The organism is Streptomyces griseocarneus (genome assembly GCF_014655595.1).
GTDB classification, from domain to species: Bacteria; Actinomycetota; Actinomycetes; order Streptomycetales; family Streptomycetaceae; genus Streptomyces; species Streptomyces griseocarneus.
In genome coordinates this window covers 413,878-431,908 of record NZ_BNBL01000003.1, presented here as the reverse complement: position 1 = coordinate 431,908, position 18,031 = coordinate 413,878, and the positions used below count along the sequence as shown (strand labels likewise).

Below are 18,031 nucleotides of genomic sequence, written 5' to 3'. Positions count from 1 at the left end.
CGCGGCGGAACCACGCGGCGATGTGACACGCGCCGCGTCCGTCCGGCCCGAGGCCACCGAGGCCCCCGGACGGCGGAAGGCCGGCCCGGACTGTCGACGTCCGGGCCGGCCTTCTGCGTGCTTCCGCGTACTGCTGCGTGCTTCCGCGTCAGCGGTGTCGCACTAGCGCCGCGCCACGCCCTCGGCGCGCGCAGCCGCGGCCACCGCGGCGGTCACCGCCGGGGCGACCCGCTCGTCGAACGGCGAGGGGATCACGCACTCCGCGCTCAGCTCGTCCGCCACCACCGCGGCGAGCGCCTCGGCCGCGGCGAGCTTCATGCCCTCCGTGACGCGCGAGGCCCGCACCTGCAGGGCGCCGGCGAAGATGCCGGGGAAGGCGAGCACGTTGTTGATCTGGTTGGGGAAGTCGCTGCGGCCCGTGGCCACGACGGCCGCGTACTTGTGGGCGACGTCCGGGTGGATCTCCGGGTTCGGGTTGGCCATCGCGAAGATCAGCGCGTTCTTCGCCATCTTGGCGACCGCCGCCTCGGCGACCGTGCCGCCGGAGACGCCGATGAAGACGTCGGCGCCGTCCAGGGCGGTCTCCAACGGGCCGGACAGGCCGGCCGTGTTGGTGAACCCGGCGAGCTCGCGCTTGACGTCGGTGAGGTCCGTGCGGTCCCGGGAGACGATGCCCTTGCGGTCGCACACGGCCACGTCGCCGATGCCGGCCTCGACCAGGATCCGGGCGATGGCGACGCCGGCGGCGCCCGCACCCGAGATCACGGCGCGCAGCTCGCCGAGCGTACGACCGGTCAGGCGCGCGGCGTTGCGCAGCGCGGCGAGGGTGACGACGGCGGTGCCGTGCTGGTCGTCGTGGAAGACGGGGATGTCCACGCGCTCCTGGAGCTTGCGCTCGACCTCGAAGCAGCGGGGAGCGGAGATGTCCTCCAGGTTGATGCCGCCGAAGGACGGCGCGAGCCGGGCGACGGTCTCGACGATCTCGTCGACGCCCCGGCAGTCCAGCGCGATCGGCACCGCGTCCACGCCGCCGAACTGCTTGAACAGGATGGCCTTGCCCTCCATCACGGGCAGGGAGGCCTCGGGACCGATGTCGCCGAGGCCGAGTACCGCGCTGCCGTCCGTCACGACCGCGACGACCTGGGACTTCCAGGTGTAGTCGTGGACGAGTTCCGGTTGTTCGGCGATGGCGCTGCACACCTTGGCGACCCCCGGCGTGTACGCGAGGGACAGGTCGTCCCTGTCGCGCACGGGGACGGTCGCCTGGACCGCCATCTTGCCGCCTTGGTGCAGCGCGAAGGCCGGATCGGTGAGCTCACCCTGAGCTCCCCCGTCCGGGCCGCCGGCGCTGCGAGGATTCACGATCTCCGCTGCCACTTTTCTTGACCCCTTTGTCAGATTGCCATCGAGGGTAACCGCCCCTTGGTTTGCGGAGCGGGTCGGGCACCTGCCCGCGGACCGGACGGCGGATGACCACCGTGCGACGGAAGCGCTGCGGACATCGGGCGCGCCGCACACACGCGCCCTGAGCCCCGGGTGAGGGGTGTAACTGGTCTTTCTACCGGAAGAGCGCTACGGCCGACGAGTGAGTTCCGGCCCGGTGAGCGCCGACGGGGCTGTGCGATCCGGCCGGAAACGTGTGAACTGGATTCGACGGGCCGAGGTGTCCACACAGTGAGACAGAGCGGGCGTGATGTGGGTCTCGCGCCCGGAAGCCGATCAGAACGGATATCGGGGCTCAAACGGGTGTGAACCGTCCGGTACCACTTGGCGATCACCCGTTATCCGATTTTGACATCGCTGGCCCCCCGAATGGGGCAGTCCGGATGGCAAGATGCGCAGACCGCACGAGGTCGCGGCGCACGAAGAAGTGTGCTGCGAGATCGGCCGTGTTTTTGCGTGATTGCCGAGTGACCAGTCGGATACCCCCTCTACCGCAGGAGGAACGAGCAATGACCGCAAGCACCACCCCCCGCCCGGCAGCTGCCAGGAGTCGTTTGGCCGCCGTCGGCGCGATCGCGGTCGCCGGCACCCTGCTGCTGACCGGCTGTGGCGACCAGCGTGACAAGACGACCACCGGCAACGGCGCCGGGACCTCCGCCAACTCCAACGCCCCCCTCTTCGGCAAGCTGCCGAAGAAGATCCAGGACGCCGGAGTGATCAAGGTGGGCTCCGACATCGCCTACCCGCCCGTCGAATTCAAGAAGAACGGCAAGGTCGTGGGCATCGACCCCGACATCGCCGCCGCCCTGGGCAAGGAGCTCGGGGTGAAGGTGCAGTTCGAGAACGGCACCTTCGACGCCCTGCTGACCGGTCTGCGATCCAAGCGTTACGACATCGCGATGTCCGCGATGACCGACACCAAGGACCGCCAGGAGGGAATCGACCCCAAGACCAAGAAGAAGGTTGCCGAGGGCGTCGACTTCGTCGACTACTTCAACGCCGGTGTCTCGCTCTACACCAAGAAGGGCGAGACCAAGGGCATCGGCGGCTGGTCCGACCTGTGCGGCAAGAAGATCGGAGTGCAGCGCGGCACCGTCTCGCACGACCTGGCCAAGTCCGAGTCGGAGAAGTGCGAGAAGGACGACAAGGACGCCATCGAGATGGAGGCGTTCGACACCGACCTCGAGGCGCAGACCCGCCTGAAGGCCGGCGGCGTCGACGCCGTCTCCAGCGACTTCCCCGTCGCCGCCTTCGCGGTGAAGACCTCGGGCGGCGGCAACGACTTCGAGCTGGTCGGCGACCAGGTGGAGGCCGCTCCGTACGGCATCGCCGTCGCGAAGCAGAACTCCCAGCTGCGGGACGCCCTCCGGGAGGCGCTCGAAGCGATCATCAAGAACGGTGCGTACGAGAAGGTCATCAAGACCTGGGGCGTCGACGCGGGCGCCATCAAGGAAGCCAAGATCAACGGCGGTTCCTGACCCCTCCCCGACCTCGTACGGCAACGCTGAAAGGCATCATCCGTGACTGACTCCCCCGACAAGCCGGAGCCCGGGACGACGGGATCCGAGCCCGAGACGCCGGAAACCGGGAAGGCGCCTGCCGAGAAGGCGGCCGCCGACAAGGCCGCCGCTGAGAAGGCGCCTGCTGAGAAGGCCGCCGCTGAGAAGGAGGCGGCCGAGAAGCCGGCCGCCTCCGACAAGGCCGAGCCCGCCTCCGACGAGCCCGCCTCCGACGAGCCCGCCTCCGACGAGCAGGCCGAGCCGGCCAAGGCCGAAGAGCCCGCCAAGGCCGACCCCGCCCCGGAAACCGAGGGCGACAAGGACCCCAAGGGCGACAAGGCCCCGGAGGACCCCAAGGAGCCCAAGGACTCCAAGGCTCCCAAGGGTGACAAGGGCTCCGCGGCCCCCAAGGGTGACAAGCCCGACGCGGGCGGCAAGCCCGCCAAGGCGGACCTCGCCAAGAAGGACGTCGCCGGCGCCACGGCCACCGCGACCCTCCCCGAGGCGATCAAGGCCATCCCGGTCCGGCACTACGGCCGGTGGATCTCGGCCGTCCTGGTGCTCGCCCTGCTGGCCCTGCTGGTCAACGCCTTCGCCTCCGCGAACGTCCACTACAGCGCCATCCCGGACTACCTCTTCGACTCCACGGTCCTCTCGGGCCTGGGCAAGACGGTCCTGATCTCGGTGCTCTCCATGGTGCTGGGCCTGGTGCTCGGCATCCTGCTGGCCGTCATGCGGCTGTCGAAGAATCCGGTGACGTCGTCCGTCTCCTGGCTCTACATCTGGTTCTTCCGGGGCACCCCGGTCTACGTCCAGCTGCTGCTGTGGTTCAACCTCGCGCTGATCTTCCCGTACATCAACCTCGGCCCGATCTACCGGGACGAGATGAGCGACTTCATGACCCCCTTCATGGCCGCGCTGCTCGGCCTGGGGCTCAACGAGGCCGCGTACATGTCGGAGATCGTGCGGGCCGGCATCCAGTCGGTCGACGAGGGCCAGACCGAGGCCGCCCACGCGCTCGGCATGAGTCAGTCCAAGACGCTGCGCCGGATCGTGCTGCCGCAGGCGATGCGCGTGATCGTGCCGCCGACCGGCAACGAGTTCATCAACATGCTGAAGACCTCGTCGCTGGCGGCGAGCGCCGCCCAGTACCTCGAGCTGCTGCGGTCCACCTCGGACATCGGCCAGACCACCGGCGCCACGGTGGAGATGCTCTTCCTCGCGGCCACCTGGTACCTGATCCTCACCAGCGTCTTCAGCGTCGGACAGTTCTACCTGGAGCGGCGTTACGCCCGTGGCTCGCTGCGCACCCTGCCGCTCACCCCGTGGCAGAAGGTCAAGGCGAACCTGTCCTCCTTCAGCAACCGTTCCAAGGGAGGCGTCACCGCATGAACGCCATGGTGAAGGCCGAGGGCGTCCACAAGTCCTACGGCGCCGTCCAGGTCCTCAAGGGCATCGACCTCGAGGTCGCCCCGCGCGAGGTGTTCTGCCTCATCGGTCCCTCCGGGTCCGGCAAGTCCACCTTCCTGCGGTGCATCAACCACCTCGAGCAGGTCAACGCGGGCAAGCTGTACGTCGACGGCCAGCTCGTCGGCTACCGCGAGCAGGGCAACAAGCTCTACGAGCTCAAGGACAGCGAGGTGGCCCGCAACCGCCGGGACATCGGCATGGTGTTCCAGCGCTTCAACCTCTTCCCGCACATGACGGCGCTGGCCAACGTCATGGAGGCGCCGATCCAGGTCAAGGGCGAGACCAAGGCCGTGGCCCGGGAGCGCGCCCTGAAGCTGCTCGACCGCGTCGGCCTGGCCGACAAGGCCGGCAACTACCCCACCCAGCTCTCCGGCGGCCAGCAGCAGCGGGTCGCGATCGCGCGGGCGCTGGCGATGGAGCCGAAGCTGATGCTCTTCGACGAGCCGACCTCGGCCCTCGACCCGGAGCTGGTGGGCGACGTCCTCGACGTCATGCGCGGCCTCGCCGAGGACGGCATGACGATGATCGTGGTCACGCACGAGATGGGCTTCGCCCGCGAGGTCGGCGACTCGGTCGTCTTCATGGACCAGGGCGTCGTCGTGGAGTCCGGCAACCCGCGTGACGTGCTGACGAACCCGCAGCACGAGCGCACCAAGTCCTTCCTTTCGAAGGTGCTGTAGCGGGTGCTGTAGCCGGCACGCAGAGACGAGGGGCGGTACGGGCGGCGGCCCGTGCCGCCCCTTCCGCGTGGGCGGCCGATGTCTGTAATACCCTCGGCAGGAGAACATCCATTACAGACATGCGCCACAAAAGGACCGGACGTGGAACTTGCCTCCTACTCGGACTTCGCCGTGCGGCTGGTCAACACCGAGGAGCCCGCGCGCGGCGCCGACGCGCTCACCTCGCTCGACGCCGTACGGGAGCTCGTGGGCCCCGAGTCCCAGTCCGCCCGCCGCCTGACCGACGGCGACCTCACCCGGCTGCGGGCCGTCCGGACCCGGCTGCGGGCCGTGTTCGAGGCGGCCGCCGAGGGCGAGGAGGTCCGGGCCGTGGACCTGCTCAACGCGCTGCTGATGGAGTTCCCGGTCAGCCCGCAGGTCTCGGGCCACGAGTACCGGGACGAGGACGGCCGCCCCAAGTGGCACCTGCACATCGCCGACCACGCCCCCAGCGCCGCCGCGGCCTACACCGCCACCGCCTGCATGGGCCTGGCCGTCCATCTCACCGAGCTGGGCGTCGACCGGCTGGGCATCTGCCAGGCAGCGCCCTGCCGGAACGCCTACCTCGACACCTCGACCAACCGCTCCCGCCGCTACTGCTCCGACCGCTGCGCCACCCGCGCCAACGTCGCCGCCTACCGCGCCCGCAAGCGCCTGGGGAACGGCCGCTCGGAGGAGCGCACGGAGGACCGTACGGGCCGCACCGCCGACGCCGCCCACGACAGCAGCGCCGCCGCCGACCGCTGACCGCGCTCCGGCGGCCGGCGCAGCCGCACCCAGGCGCGGGCCACCACGAACTCGTCCGGCACCGTGCCGAACTCGCGGCTGTCGTTCTCCACCAACGGGTTGTCGCCCGTCACCCACCAGCCGCCCGCGCGCCGCTCCACCGCGCGCTTGACGATCAGCAGGTCCTGGCGGAACGGATGCCGCATCACCACCACGTCACCCGGTCGCACCACCGCCCCGTACCGCACGACCAACTGGTCCCCGGGGGTCAGCGTCGGGACCATCGACGGGTTGTAGACCTCCGCCATCCCGATCCGCAGCAGTCCGCGACGCTCACGGTCCAGCTCGTGCCCGCGTTCGTCCACCTGCTCCTGCACCGCGGCACCTCCGTGTCCGTTCCTTCCACCACCCAGTCCCAGACTGACACTGGACTTTTGTCCTAAGCCCCCCGGGGCACCCGAGAAAAGCCTTCCCACACCGAGTAATCTCGCACCTGAGAAGACGATCACGAGGAAGGACAGCACATGCTCTCCCGCCTGTTCGCCCCCAAGGTGAAGGTCAGCGCCCACTGCGACCTGCCCTGCGGTGTGTACGACCCGGCCCAGGCCCGCATCGAGGCCGAGTCGGTCAAGGCCGTCCAGGAGAAGTACCTGGCCAACGAGGACGCGCACTTCCGCGCCCGCGCCACGATCATCAAGGAGCAGCGCGCGGAGCTGGCCAAGCACCACGTCTCGGTGCTGTGGAGCGACTACTTCAAGCCGCCGCACTTCGAGAAGTACCCCCAGCTGCACCAGCTGGTCAACGACACCCTGAAGGCCCTGAGCGCCGCCAAGGCGTCGACGGACCCGAAGACGGGCGAGAAGGCGCTGGAGCTCATCGCCGAGATCGACCGGATCTTCTGGGAGACGAAGAAGGCCTGACGCAGGCCACGCGACCGCGCCCGGACCATCGCACGATGGTCCGGGCGCGGTCGTTCGTGCGGGCAGGTGGCGTTCGGTCATGGCCCGGGGCCTGACAAAAGTCATGCCGAGCAGTGGACGGTCTGCTCTGCCGCGGCGGGGGCCTTTGTCGTGATGCTGTACGTGGCTCCGGAAAGGGGCCCGTACGACTCACGGGGGAGGCCCACCATGCGGACGGTCACGGCGACGACGGACACCTTTGCGGCACAGGCCACGGCGGCCACGGACGCGGCCACGAATGCGGTCGCGGCTCCGGCTGCGGCCACGGCGACGGACCACGCGCCGGCCGCGGCGAGCGCGGCCGACCGGCGCCGGGCGGTGGTGCAGAGCCTGGCGCCGCTGGTCGTGGACGCGCTCCTGCCCATGGCGGCGTACTACGCGCTGCGCGAGGGCTTCGGCATGAGCACCTTCGCCGCGCTGGCCTGGAGCAGTGCGCTGCCGGCCCTGCGCACCGTCTGGGGGCTCGTCAGGGACCGCCGGCTCAACGGTCTCGCGGCCCTGATCCTGACCGTCAATGCCCTGGGCCTGCTGCTCACCACGGTCACCGGTGACGTCCGCCTGATGCTCGCCAAGGAGAGCGCCGGGAGCGGTGTGGTCGGCGTGGCGGTGCTGCTGTCCGTCCTGGCCGGGCGGCCGCTGATGACCGCGGGCCTGCGGCCGTGGGTCACGCGCGGGGACGCCGCCAAGAGCGCCGCCTGGGACCGGCTGATGGTCCGGTCCGCCCGTTTCCGGCGTGCCGAGCGGACCTTCTCGGCGGTGTGGGGCGGTGCCCTGCTGGCCGAGTCCGTCGCCCGGGTCGTCGGCGCCTACACGCTGCCGGCCGACACGATGGTGTGGCTGGGGAGCGTCATCATGGGCGTCGCGGTCGTCGGCGCGATGGTCGTCGCGGGCGGCGCGGCGGCCGACCCCATGGAGAAGATGGTCGCGGCCGAGCTCGCCGCCTGACCGCTCCCACTCCTTCGGTCCCGCCTCGGGCCCGCCGCTCCCTCAGCCCCGCGGCTCCCGCAGCAGCGCCCCGACGCGGGCGGCGGCGGCCGCCAGGTGGCGGCGGGCCTCGGCCAGCTGATCGGCCGTCACCCCGTGGTCGCGGGCCGCGTCGCGCACCTCGTCGCGGAAACGATCCAGCAGACGGTCGAGGTCGCGGGCCGGGTCCTTGGAGAACGCGTCGTCGGCCGTGGCCCAGTCGGGCAGCGGGATCCCGTCCGCGGCCGGCTCGTCGCGGTCGGTGCGCTCGACCGTGACGGTCACGGGGGAGGGTTCCGTGCGGGCGGCCTGGCCGGCCAGCGCCCCGAGCTCCCGGGCCAGGGCGCCGAAGCCCTCGACCAGGCCGGCGGGCCAGTCGCCCTTGCGGGCGTGCTCGCGCATCTGCTCGCGTACGCGCTCCTGGATGCGCAGCATCTCCTCGCGGGCGTGCTCCTGGGCGGCGCGGGCCTGGCGGCGGGCGCTGTGGGCCTCCTCGCGGGCGCGGTGACTGTCCTCCTTCGCCCGGCGGGCCTGCTCCTTCCACTCCTCCTTGGCCTTGCGCAGCTCTTCCTTCGCCGTCGCGAAGTAGTCACCGGGGTGGCCGTCGGCAGTGGTGCCGGCGCGGGCCTGGCGCGCGGCCTCGCGCATCTCCCGCCGCAGGTCGCCCGCCGCGCCCCGGACGTCCTCGCGGATGTCGGCGGCGAGCGCGGCGACGGACTCGCGGATCTCGAGCTCGAGGTCGGCCAGTTCGCCCTGGCGCTCGGCCAGTTCGGCGCGCCCGGCGTCGGTGAGGGAGTAGACCTTGCGCCCGCCTTCACTGGTGTGGGTGACGAGCCCCTCGGCCTCCAGCTTGGCCAGGCGCGGGTAGACGGTGCCGGCCGAGGGTGCGTACAGCCCCTGGAAGCGCTCCTCCAGCAGCCGGATGACCTCGTAGCCGTGGCGCGGGGACTCGTCGAGGAGCTTGAGCAGGTACAGCCGCAGCCGGCCGTGGGCGAAGACGGGAGGCATCAGAGGACCTTTCCCTGGACGGGGACGTCGGCGACGTCCTCCGGGGACGGGGGCCGCCGCAGCAGCGCCACCGCGCCCGAGATGGTGGTGACCTTGAGCCGGCCGTGGCCCGCGCCGAGCCGGCCGGTGATGCGCTTGGCGCCCCACTGGCCGCTGACCCGCAGGTCGTCGAAGGCGCAGGAGAGCCGGCCGCTGGTGGTGTTGGCGTTCACCTCGGCGTCCACCGGGTGCGGCAGCCGGACGGCGACCTCGCCGGAGACGCTGGTCAGCTCCAGCGTGGGGTGGGCCGGGGCGCCGGCGGACAGGTCGACCGTCATGTCGCCGCTGACGGTCTCGGCCTTGACCGAGGCGCTCGCGCTCTCGATGAGGGTGAGGTCGCCGGAGACGGAGTTGAAGCGCAGGCCGCCGCCGAGCGCCTGGGCCTGGAGGTGGCCCGAGACGGTCTCCGCGCGGACGTCCCCGCGCACGCCGACGAGCGTGGTGTCACCGGTGACGCCGCGTACGTCCGTGGCGCCGGTGATCCCGGAGACCACGGCGTTCGCGCCGACGACGCCGAGCTCGACCCGGGTGGCGGTCGGCACGGTGAGCGTCACCGTGACGCTGCGCTTCCACCCCTTGCGGTCGAACCACTTGAGGAAGTTCTGCCAGGGCAGGTCCTCGTACGCGACGGTGAGCGTGCCGCCCTGGCGGGTGACGATCAGGGGCGGGCCGTCGATCGCGGACAGCTCCAGGCCGGCCGGCCCGCCGTCCGTGCCGACGACGTTGACGGTGCCGCCGACGACGCGCACGTTCAGGGCCGTGACGGGCTCCTCGAAGGTGAGCTTCTGCGGCGCGGTGAGTGACCACTCGGACCGGTCCGACATTCCGGGCTCCTCTGCGGGTGGACGGGACGCAACATATCGCGTCTGTCGCTAAACACGATATATCGCGTCCTCGGGAAGTCAAGCGTCGTCCGGGTGGCTTAGCGTTGACGCATGTCCGCTACTGATCACAGCCGGGCGGCGGGGGTACTGCTGCTCTGCCGGGCCGAGCCCGACCGTGTCCGTCCGTCCGCGCAGCTCCTGCGCGAGCCGCTGCTCCTCGCCCCCGCCGGCGAGGACTGGAGCGTGCTGGTGCCGGCGGAGGAGGCCTGGCGGCAGGAGGGCAGCCACCTCGCCGCCGTCACGGCCGAGTGGGCGCACGCCCTGACGGTCGCCGAGTCCTGGCCGGCGGTGGGGCTGTGGTGGGACGAGGAGGGCGCGGGCTTCGTGGTGGCGGCGGGCTTCCGCCGCACGGTCGGCTACACCTGGCTCGCCGACGGCGCGCCGGTGGGCGAGGAGGGCGCGATGACCGCCCTGCGCGCCCGGCTGGGCCTGGACCCGGTGCTGGACGCCGAGGCATTCGACCGGCTGACCCGGCCGGACTCCGACGCCGACGCGGCGGCGCGCGTGCTCGGGGTGATCGCGGTGCTGGCGCGCTCGGGCCTGCACCTGCCGCCCGGGCTCGCCCCCGGTGCGGGCGCGGAGGCGCTGCGCACGGCGGCCGAGACGGCGCCGGAGGCCGAGGCGGTCGAGTGGCCCGGCTGGCGGGAGGCGGTGCGTGGCGGGCTCGACGCGTCCGAGCAGGGGTTCATGGGGGAGTGGATACGGGGTCCCAAGGCGCGGGCCCTGGGGGCCGCCGAGATCGCGGCGGGCGTCTCGCTGCTGGTCCTCGCCCGGCGGGGTGCCCGCTCACGGCGGCGCTGGTCGGCGGCGGGCGCGTTGCTCGTCGCGGACGGGGCGCTGACGATCGCCTACGACGCGTGGCGCTCGCGCGGGACGCGGGGGAGTGGGGTGTAGCGCCCCGCGCGCCCGGGAGAAGTGGGGACGGTCCGGCCAAAGGGACGGACCGTTCGTCCGAGGGGACGGGCTCGGCGCCCGGGGGACGGACTACTCGTCGTCCTCGTCGTCCAGCCGGGCCAGCCACGTCGCGAGGCGCTCGACCGGGACCTCGAAGTCGGGGTTGAGGTCGACGAACTCGCGCAGGCGCTCGGCCACCCAGCCGAGCGAGACCTCCTCCTCGCCGCGCCGGTTCTCCAGCTCCTCGATGCCGCGGTCGGTGAAGTACAACGTGATCTCCGTTGGGGATGGTGGGCGGGTCTGCGGTTCAGCCCAGGATAGGCGGCGGTCCCCCCGGCCTTGGCCACGACCTCTCGCGCCGGTGCGATCAGAGGACTAGCCTGCTGCCTCACTCGCGCCGGTAACGCCGGCAACGGCGACACCGCCCGCAGCGGCGGCACCGGCGACAACGGCAGCGACGGGGACATCCGCGGCGACCGGCCGCGGACGCGGTAACGGGGGTGGCGCGTGGCCGAGGGCATCACTCAGGTCAGGCTCGACGACGGCACGGTCGTCTGGGCGCGGATCACGGAGGCACAGGAGCTCGCGGAATCGTCCGGGGGCGCGTACGAAGACTCGAGCGCCGCCCGGCGCGTGGCCGATATGGCGGGCGGTCTCGCCGAGGTCGTGCGCGGCGTCGTCGGATCCCTGCGCATGGGCCTCGTGGCGGCGCGGCCGCACGAGGTCACGGTGCAGTTCGGCATCGAACTGGCCGCTCAGGCGGGCCAGGTGATCAGCCTCATCGCGGACGGCAGCGGCAAGGCGTCGGTCACCGTCTCGCTCCGCTGGACGGAGCGGGCCGAGCAGGGGGCGCCCGCCGCCCCCGGCGCTCCTTGAGCGCCCTGGAGGGGACCGCGCGCCGTGCGGTCGTACGCATCTCGGAGCGCGACGGCGGGTATGACCGAAGCGGCGCCCGGTTCTGGGGCAGTGGCTTCTTCATCGCCCCCGGCTGGGTCCTGACCTGTGCCCATGTCGTGGGGAACGGGGGTGGCGACGTGCTCCGCGGCAGGAGCGTCATCGACGTCACCGACTGGCGGGACCGCACCACCGCGGGCCGGGTCGCGCTCGCCCTGCCGTCCCCCGGCGACCTCGACCGCCCGCCCCGGCCCTGGCCCATGCCGGACCTGGCGCTGGTGGAGGTGGACGGCGCGGACGACGCCGAATGCCTGTGGCTGAGCGACCGTTCGACGATCGTGCCCGCCGACATCAGCCTGCACGGCTGGTCGCGGGACACCGGCGAGCTCGCCCCCCGCCACGGCCTCGGCACCGCCAGCGGCGGCGACGGCCGCGACGGCAGCGCCCTGCTGCTGCGCGGCGAGATCCCCGTCGCCGGCTGCTCCGGCGGTCCCGTCGTGGACACCGGCAGGGGAGCGGTCATCGGCGTCAGCAAGGGGCGCGGCAAGGACACCGCCGGACTGGCCGTGCCGATCACCGCCCTGCGCCGCATCGCCGACGACCGGCCCGGCCGGGACCGGCTGCACGCGATCGTCCGCGCCCACGACCGCCACCACTACGACCGCTACCGCGCCCTGGGCACCGGCGGCAGCTGGCCCGGCCTGCAACAGCGCCTGCGCGAGGCGGCGCTGCGGGCCCCGGCCGGCGGCTTCACCCCCCGGCTGCGCACCCACCTCTTCGCCCGCCTCGCCGAACTGACCCCGCCCGGCACGCCCGGCGAGGTGATGCAGCTGGTCGGGGACACCAAGCGCCGGGTGATCCAGGAGCCGTACCACCCGGGCGTCGAGCACGACCCGCGCACCTGGCGGGAGGGCGTGGGCCTGCTGTACGACCTGCGCGACGGCGCCGGCCGGGCCCGGGAGCCGGGCGGCGGGCGGGACCTGGAGCTGGAGGCGGTGCTGCTCTACGCCGCCCGGGTGGCGGCGGCCGTCAGCCGCCGGGGCCACGACCGGGACGTGGCCCACCTGCGCGACCTGAGCGGATGGCTGACCGACGAGGCCGAGCCCCTGTCGTACGTCATCCGCGAGGAGATACGGCAGATCCTGCACGGCGGTTCCATGACGCCCGCCGCGCCGCGCGCGGCGGCCCCGCCGGGGACGGTCGAGCTGCGCAAGCCCGAGCGCCGGGACGTCGAGCCCGGCCCGGCCGGGGCCGCCACCCGCCGCCGGGGCGATGTGATCGTCGAGATCGACCCCGTGCTCTACGGCGACCGCTACCCCTGGCGCGTCAAACTCCTGCTCGAGGACGGGGTGGTCACCCCGCTGCACGCCGACGACGAGGGCGTCCCCCGGGCCCTGCTGCGAGAGAAGCTGCGCGAGCCCGTCGCCGCCGCGCTCGACCAGGGCGACGTCGGCGAACACCTGGCCGAGCTGCACGTGGTGCTGCCGCGCGAGCTGTTCGACGAGCCGCTCGACGACTGGCGGCTGGCGCCGCCCGGCGCCGCCGAGGACGGCTTCGACCCCCGCACCATGCCCCTCGGCCTGCGCCGCGTGGTGATCCTCAAGGACCGCAAGCGCCGCGACCACCCCGCCACCCCCGAGTGGAAGAAGCGCTTCAAACGGGCGAGTTGCGGCCCGATGACCGCCGTACCGCTGCGCCGCGAGGCGCCGGAGCTGGGCCACGACGGCCCGCGCCGGGAGGGCGGCCACGCGGCGTACGGGCGGCTGTCCGAGGCGCCCGGCGCGGCCGTGCCGGTGTACTGCGGCGAGGTCGCCCGGGGCGCGGGCGCGACGGCGTTGGACGCCGCCCTGGCCGCCGGGCACGGGGTGGTGATCTGGCGCAGATGCGCCACCGGCCATACGGATTGCGCCGAATTCCACGAGCAGGCGGCCGCGCTCGTGTGCGAGGCCGGGAACGCCGAGGGGCTCCACCGGCGCATCCGCAACCTCCGGATCCGCTGCGGCGACCCCGAATTCCCCGATCCGGAGGCCTTGTGGGCGCGCTCCATCGCGCTCCTGTTCGACGATCCGGACCGTCCGCCGGGGCCCGACACGCCGTTGTACGCCCCCGGCGTCCGGCCCGGGAGCGCGCCATGACGCCACGTCAAGTACGTGCCAGGAGAGTCCCGGAGGACTCGGCAGGGCAGTGTCCTGACGGTACCGTCGAGCGGGGGACGGCAGCGGGTCGCGGCAGGGACGCGGGGCCCCGGGCACGGCAGGCCTCAAGGTCATCACCAGCTACGAGGAGCCCAGTGTGAACGATTGGCGCATCTATCGGGGAGCCGGCCTGCCGCACGACGAGATCCGGCGGCTGCCGCCGCCCCCGCCCTGGCGCGACTTCGCCTCCGCCGGGCCCGACACCGGCGCCGGCAGCGACCCCAGCGCCGCCCGCCGGCTCGGCGTGCTGCGCCGCCTGGTGGAGAACCACCACCCGCGCCCCGAAGAGGTGGAGGCCGTCAACGCCGCGCTCTACCTGCGCCGTCCGCTCCTGGTGACGGGCACCCCCGGAACGGGTAAGTCCACTCTGGCCCACGCCGTCGCCCACGAATTGCGCCTGGGGCGCGTGCTGCGCTGGCCCATCGTCAGCCGCAGCACCCTGCGCGACGGCCTCTACCACTACGACGCCATAGCCCGCCTGCAGGACGTCCAGCTCGAGCGCGCGGGCGGCGACGGCGACGGACGGCGCTCCATCGGCTCGTACGTCCGGCTCGGCCCGCTCGGCACGGCCCTGCTGCCCGTGTCGCGGCCGAGGGTGCTGCTGATCGACGAGCTGGACAAGGGCGACCTCGACCTGCCCAACGACCTCCTCAACGCCCTGGAGGAAGGGGAGTTCCGCCTTCCGGAGCTGGAGCGGATCGCCGACCGCGAACCCGAGGTCGAGGTCCTCACCGACGACAGCGAGCGGGCCGTCATCCACGGCGGCCGGGTGCGCTGCACCACGTTCCCGCTGATCGTCCTCACCTCCAACGGCGAGCGCGACTTCCCCGCCGCGCTGCTGCGCCGCTGCATCCAGCTCGACCTCGAGCCACCGCGCGAGGATCAGGTCACGGCCATGATCAGGGCCCACCTGGGCGACGACGCGGTGGCCGAGGGCGACGCCCTCATCCAGCGCTTCCTCGAACGGGAGCCCGGCGAGGTGATCGCCGCCGACCAGCTGCTCAACGCCCTCTTCCTCACCCAGCACGCGCCCCGCACCGAACGCGTCACGCGCGAGCGGCTCGCGAACATGCTCATGCAGCCACTGGACCGTCCGAGGTGATGAGAGATGACGGCGCCCCCCGACCATCGGCTGGGGCAGTTGGTCGCCCGGCTGCGGTCCGCGCACTGGGACCTCACCGCGCGGGAGCTCGCGGACGCCGTGTGGCTGGCCCAGTGGGTCACCCCGGACACCCGGCCCGGGCCGGCGGCGGACGGGGAGCGCCCGGCGGGTGAGGCACCCGCCTCGGCCGCCCGCCCCGCCGGGGAGGGCCGCACCGCCCCGCCGGACGCCCGGCACGGGCCCGGCCGGACCGGGCCCGGCGGACGGGCGGACCACACGGGCCCCGGCCGCGCGGAGCGGTCCGGTCCGGTGTCCCTCTACGCCCACGGCGGCCCGGAGACGGACCCCGCCGAGGGCCGGGGCGAGACCTTCCCGATCCGCATACCGATGGCCGCGTCCCTGCCCGGCCTGCTCGGCCTCCAGCGCGCCCTGCGGCCCCTGCGCGGCTACCGCGTCCCCGGCGCCCGCCCCCGCGGCCCGCTCGACGAGGACGCCACCGCCGAGGCCGGCGCCTCCTCCGGCGTACTGGAGCCCGTCTACCGCCCGGGGGAGCGGCGGGCGGCCACCATGCAGCTGCTCATGGACGCCTCCGCCTCGATGGCCGTCTGGGAACGCATGCTGGAGGAACTGCGCCAGACCTGCGCCCAGCTCGGGGTCTTCCGGGACGTCCAGGTGCGCTATCTGCACCGGGGGGCCGACGGCGACCCCCTGATCGGCACCACCGCCCAGCCCGGCGCCGCCGGCCGCCCCCACCCGCGCGCCGCCCAGCAGTTCCGCGACCCCACCGGACGCAGCCTCACCCTGGTCGTCAGCGACTGCGTGGGCCGGCTGTGGCAGGAGGGCCGCGCCCAGCGCCTGCTGCACGACTGGGCCCGCACCGCCCCGCTGGCCGTCGTCCAGCCCCTGCCGCCCCGCCTGTGGCCGCGCACCGCCCTGCCCGCCGAGCCCGGAACGCTCACCCGCGACCCCGCCACGGGCGGCAGGCCGCACTTCGAGCCCGACGGCTACGGCCCGCCGCCCCCCGCCGCCGCGCTGCCCGTACCCGTCCTGCCGCCCACCCGCGACGCGCTGGGCACCTGGGCCCGGCTGCTGTCCGGCCCCGGCCGGCCGGCCGTGCGCGGCGCCGCCGCCTGGCTGCTGCCGGACCACCCGCCCCGCGAGGTGCCGGTGCCCGGACCCGGCGAGCGCGCGGCGCACGACGCCGGCGAACTGCTGCGCGCCTTCCGCGCCGGCGCCTCCCCGGGCGCCCTGCGCCTGGCCGTGCACCTGGCGGCCGTGCCGCTGACGCTGCCGGTCATGCAGGTCGTCCAGCGCGCGATGCTGCCCGACACCGGACCCATGGAGCTGGCCGAGGTGCTGCTCAGCGGGCTGCTGTGGCGGCTGCCCGGCCCCGGCCCGGACCCCGGCGCCGGGCACCGCTACGAATTCGCCGACGGGGTGCGGGAGATGCTGCTGCAGTCCCTCGACCGCAGCGCCGCCGCCCTCGTCCTCAAGCACTGCTCCGACTACGTCGAGCGCCACTTCGGCAAGGGCGCCCGCAACTTCTCCGCCCTCGCCGCCGCCCAGCTCTCCGGCCGCCCCCTCCACGACGACGCCCACCTCGCCGGCCCCCCGCGCCCGGACGCCCCGGCCGAGCCGGAGCTCTTCGCCGAGGTCCCCGCCCGCGTGGTGCGCTGGTACCAGCCGTCCGCCGTGGGCAGCGGGCCCGTGGCCGAGGCGGAACGCCTGCTGCGCCTGTGGGACGTCCAGGCCGACCCCACCCTGCTCCACGAGGCCCGCGAACGCGCCGCACCCGCCGCGACGGCCCCTCCCGCCGAAGGCCCGGGTTCCGCCGAGGGGATACGGGCCCGGCTCGTCCTCGGCCGGGTCCTGCGCGCCCTGGCCGGCACCGAGTCCGTACGCCATGACCCCACCCAGCGGCACACGATGCTGACGGAGGCCGTCGCCCTGCTCACCGAGGCCCACGACCACACCGACCCGGCGAGCGAGCGGCACACCGAGGCCGCCCTGGAGCTCGCCGCCACCCAGCACACCGCCTGGCTGGCCGACGGCGACCGCGAGCGGCTGCTCGCCGCCGAACGGACCCTGCGCGCCCTGCCCGGCGGCACACCCGAACGCCACCTGCGCCTGGGGCGGGTGCTGCTGGACCTCGCCCGGGCCGGCCACGAGCCGACCGGCCGCGGCCTGTCCGTACACGACACGTCCGTACACGACCCGTCCGGCCACGACCCGTCCGCTCACGACACGGCCGGGCGCGCCGCCGAGGCGGCCGCCGAACTCCGCGAGGGCCACGCCCTGCTCGAGGCCGCCGACGCCCCGGACATCCGGCGCTGCGCCGCCCTGCTGGACCTCGCCCGGGCCCTGCGGCTGTCCGGCGCGCCCGCCGCCGGCACGCTCGCCGTCCTCGAACGCGCCGCCGCACGCGCCGTCGACGACCTCCAGCGGCTGAGCTGCCGCACCGAACAGGCCCGCGCCCACGCGGACGCCCGGTCCTGGCCCGAGGCCGACGACGCCTACGCCGCCGCCGTCGCCCTCACCGGCCGGCACAGCACCCGGCGCTGCGACCTGCTCGCCGAGTGGGGCGCGTCGCTGCTGGACCGGGCCGAGGCGGCCGGCGAGGACGGCCCCGTGGAGGTCGTCGGCCGGGCCGAGGCGGTGCTGCGCGAGGCCTTCGCGGTCAGCCCCGGCCGCTCGCCCCTGCGCGCGCGGACCCAGCTGATGCTGGGCCGCGCCCTGGTGCTGCGCTTCGGCCGGCAGGGCTTCCTGCCCGACCTCTACGAGAGCTGCCACCTGCTGGAACAGGCGGCCCGCCAGGCCCCCGACGGCCACACCCGCGCCGAGGCCTGGCTGGCGCTGGGCACCGCCCGGCTGACGCTGAGCCACCACTCCGCCGGCCTGCCCGTGGACGACGCGGCCGCCGCCTTCGACACCGCCGCCAAGGAGGCCCGGCGGCTGACCGCCGACGGCGAGCCGGGCTCGGTGACCGCCGCGCGCGCCCTGCACCGCCGCGGCCTGGCCCTCGAGCGCATGGGCATGCCGCGGGCGGCGCTGGACGCCTACCGCGAGGCGCGGCGCGAATGGCAGCACCTCACCGGCCGGCTGGCCGAGGTGCCCTGGGACGAGGTCCGGGCGACCCGGGAGAGCGTGGCACGCCTCAGCGACGGATGACCGGAGGTGGTCCGGGCGTGTTTCTGCGCCATGGGCCCTGGGAAGAACCGTGCAGCCGCGGGGGCCGC

General features: G+C 73.8%; 16 protein-coding genes. 11 read left to right on the top strand and 5 right to left on the bottom strand.

The annotated features are described in order from the left end of the window. Positions 1–162 precede the first annotated feature (162 nt). Positions 163–1,377 (bottom strand): NAD(P)-dependent malic enzyme, encoded by a 1,215-nt coding sequence (locus IE295_RS10650; RefSeq protein WP_190063306.1) that lies wholly within the window; start codon positions 1,375–1,377, stop codon positions 163–165. Between the two features lie 575 nt (positions 1,378–1,952). On the opposite strand from IE295_RS10650, the gene IE295_RS10645 reads away from it, so the two are divergent. The 4 genes from IE295_RS10645 to IE295_RS10630 all read left to right on the top strand — a co-directional run bounded on the left by IE295_RS10645 (position 1,953) and on the right by IE295_RS10630 (position 5,878). Beyond that, a complete protein-coding gene (locus IE295_RS10645; RefSeq protein WP_190063305.1) occupies positions 1,953–2,921 on the top strand; it encodes an ABC transporter substrate-binding protein in 969 nt (322 codons plus the stop codon). 528 nt (positions 2,922–3,449) lie between these two features. Next, positions 3,450–4,334 carry an amino acid ABC transporter permease gene (locus IE295_RS10640; protein ID WP_190063477.1) on the top strand — a complete coding sequence of 295 codons (885 nt, stop codon included), beginning with the start codon at positions 3,450–3,452 and terminating at the stop codon, positions 4,332–4,334. Then, positions 4,331–5,092, top strand: coding sequence for an amino acid ABC transporter ATP-binding protein (locus IE295_RS10635; protein WP_308013106.1), 762 nt, complete (start codon positions 4,331–4,333; stop codon positions 5,090–5,092). Before IE295_RS10640 ends, IE295_RS10635 begins: the two co-directional genes overlap by 4 nt. A gap of 141 nt (positions 5,093–5,233) precedes the next feature. Beyond that, entirely contained in the window at positions 5,234–5,878 is a 645-nt protein-coding gene (locus IE295_RS10630) for a CGNR zinc finger domain-containing protein (RefSeq protein WP_190063304.1), read from the top strand. Here IE295_RS10630 and sodX read toward each other — a convergent pair. Beyond that, positions 5,767–6,234, bottom strand: coding sequence for a nickel-type superoxide dismutase maturation protease (gene sodX / locus IE295_RS10625; RefSeq protein WP_224323050.1), 468 nt, complete (start codon positions 6,232–6,234; stop codon positions 5,767–5,769). The two genes, IE295_RS10630 and sodX, sit on opposite strands and share 112 nt — an antisense overlap. A 147-nt stretch (positions 6,235–6,381) precedes the next feature. On the opposite strand from sodX, the gene sodN reads away from it, so the two are divergent. Together sodN and IE295_RS10615 are read left to right on the top strand one after the other, a co-directional pair. Continuing rightward, complete coding sequence (gene sodN, locus IE295_RS10620) at positions 6,382–6,777, top strand: superoxide dismutase, Ni (RefSeq protein ID WP_190063303.1); 396 nt, start codon at positions 6,382–6,384, stop codon at positions 6,775–6,777. Between the two features lie 207 nt (positions 6,778–6,984). Continuing rightward, positions 6,985–7,761 carry a VC0807 family protein gene (locus tag IE295_RS10615; RefSeq protein WP_229922948.1) on the top strand — a complete coding sequence of 259 codons (777 nt, stop codon included), beginning with the start codon at positions 6,985–6,987 and terminating at the stop codon, positions 7,759–7,761. 42 nt (positions 7,762–7,803) lie between these two features. On the opposite strand, the gene IE295_RS10610 is transcribed toward IE295_RS10615, so the two are convergent. Together IE295_RS10610 and IE295_RS10605 are read right to left on the bottom strand one after the other, a co-directional pair. Then, positions 7,804–8,787, bottom strand: coding sequence for a PadR family transcriptional regulator (locus tag IE295_RS10610; RefSeq protein ID WP_190063302.1), 984 nt, complete (start codon positions 8,785–8,787; stop codon positions 7,804–7,806). Further along, positions 8,787–9,650, bottom strand: a complete 864-nt coding sequence (locus IE295_RS10605; RefSeq protein ID WP_190063301.1) for a DUF4097 family beta strand repeat-containing protein — start codon at positions 9,648–9,650, stop codon at positions 8,787–8,789. Before IE295_RS10605 ends, IE295_RS10610 begins: the two co-directional genes overlap by 1 nt. Before the next feature lie 111 nt (positions 9,651–9,761). On the opposite strand from IE295_RS10605, the gene IE295_RS10600 reads away from it, so the two are divergent. Next, positions 9,762–10,604, top strand: coding sequence for a hypothetical protein (locus IE295_RS10600; RefSeq protein WP_190063300.1), 843 nt, complete (start codon positions 9,762–9,764; stop codon positions 10,602–10,604). A 90-nt stretch (positions 10,605–10,694) separates the two neighbouring features. On the opposite strand, the gene IE295_RS10595 is transcribed toward IE295_RS10600, so the two are convergent. Next, the gene (locus tag IE295_RS10595) at positions 10,695–10,874 is read right to left on the bottom strand and encodes a DUF6104 family protein (protein ID WP_086567929.1); all 180 of its coding nucleotides are present in this window, start codon (positions 10,872–10,874) and stop codon (positions 10,695–10,697) included. Positions 10,875–11,111: 237 nt separating this feature from the next. Here IE295_RS10595 and IE295_RS10590 point away from each other — a divergent pair, with 237 nt between their 5' ends. From IE295_RS10590 to IE295_RS10575, 4 genes are all read left to right on the top strand, one after another. Further along, positions 11,112–11,480 (top strand): CU044_2847 family protein, encoded by a 369-nt coding sequence (locus tag IE295_RS10590; RefSeq protein WP_190063299.1) that lies wholly within the window; start codon positions 11,112–11,114, stop codon positions 11,478–11,480. Continuing rightward, positions 11,477–13,633: a VMAP-C domain-containing protein gene (locus tag IE295_RS10585; protein WP_190063298.1), complete on the top strand. Its 2,157-nt coding sequence runs from the start codon at positions 11,477–11,479 to the stop codon at positions 13,631–13,633. The genes IE295_RS10590 and IE295_RS10585 overlap by 4 nt, the downstream gene beginning before the upstream one ends. 157 nt (positions 13,634–13,790) lie before the next feature. Beyond that, positions 13,791–14,795, top strand: a complete 1,005-nt coding sequence (locus IE295_RS10580) for an AAA family ATPase (protein WP_190063297.1) — start codon at positions 13,791–13,793, stop codon at positions 14,793–14,795. A 6-nt stretch (positions 14,796–14,801) separates the two neighbouring features. After that, a complete protein-coding gene (locus tag IE295_RS10575; RefSeq protein ID WP_190063296.1) occupies positions 14,802–17,963 on the top strand; it encodes a tetratricopeptide repeat protein in 3,162 nt (1,053 codons plus the stop codon). The last annotated feature ends 68 nt before the right edge of the window (positions 17,964–18,031 follow it).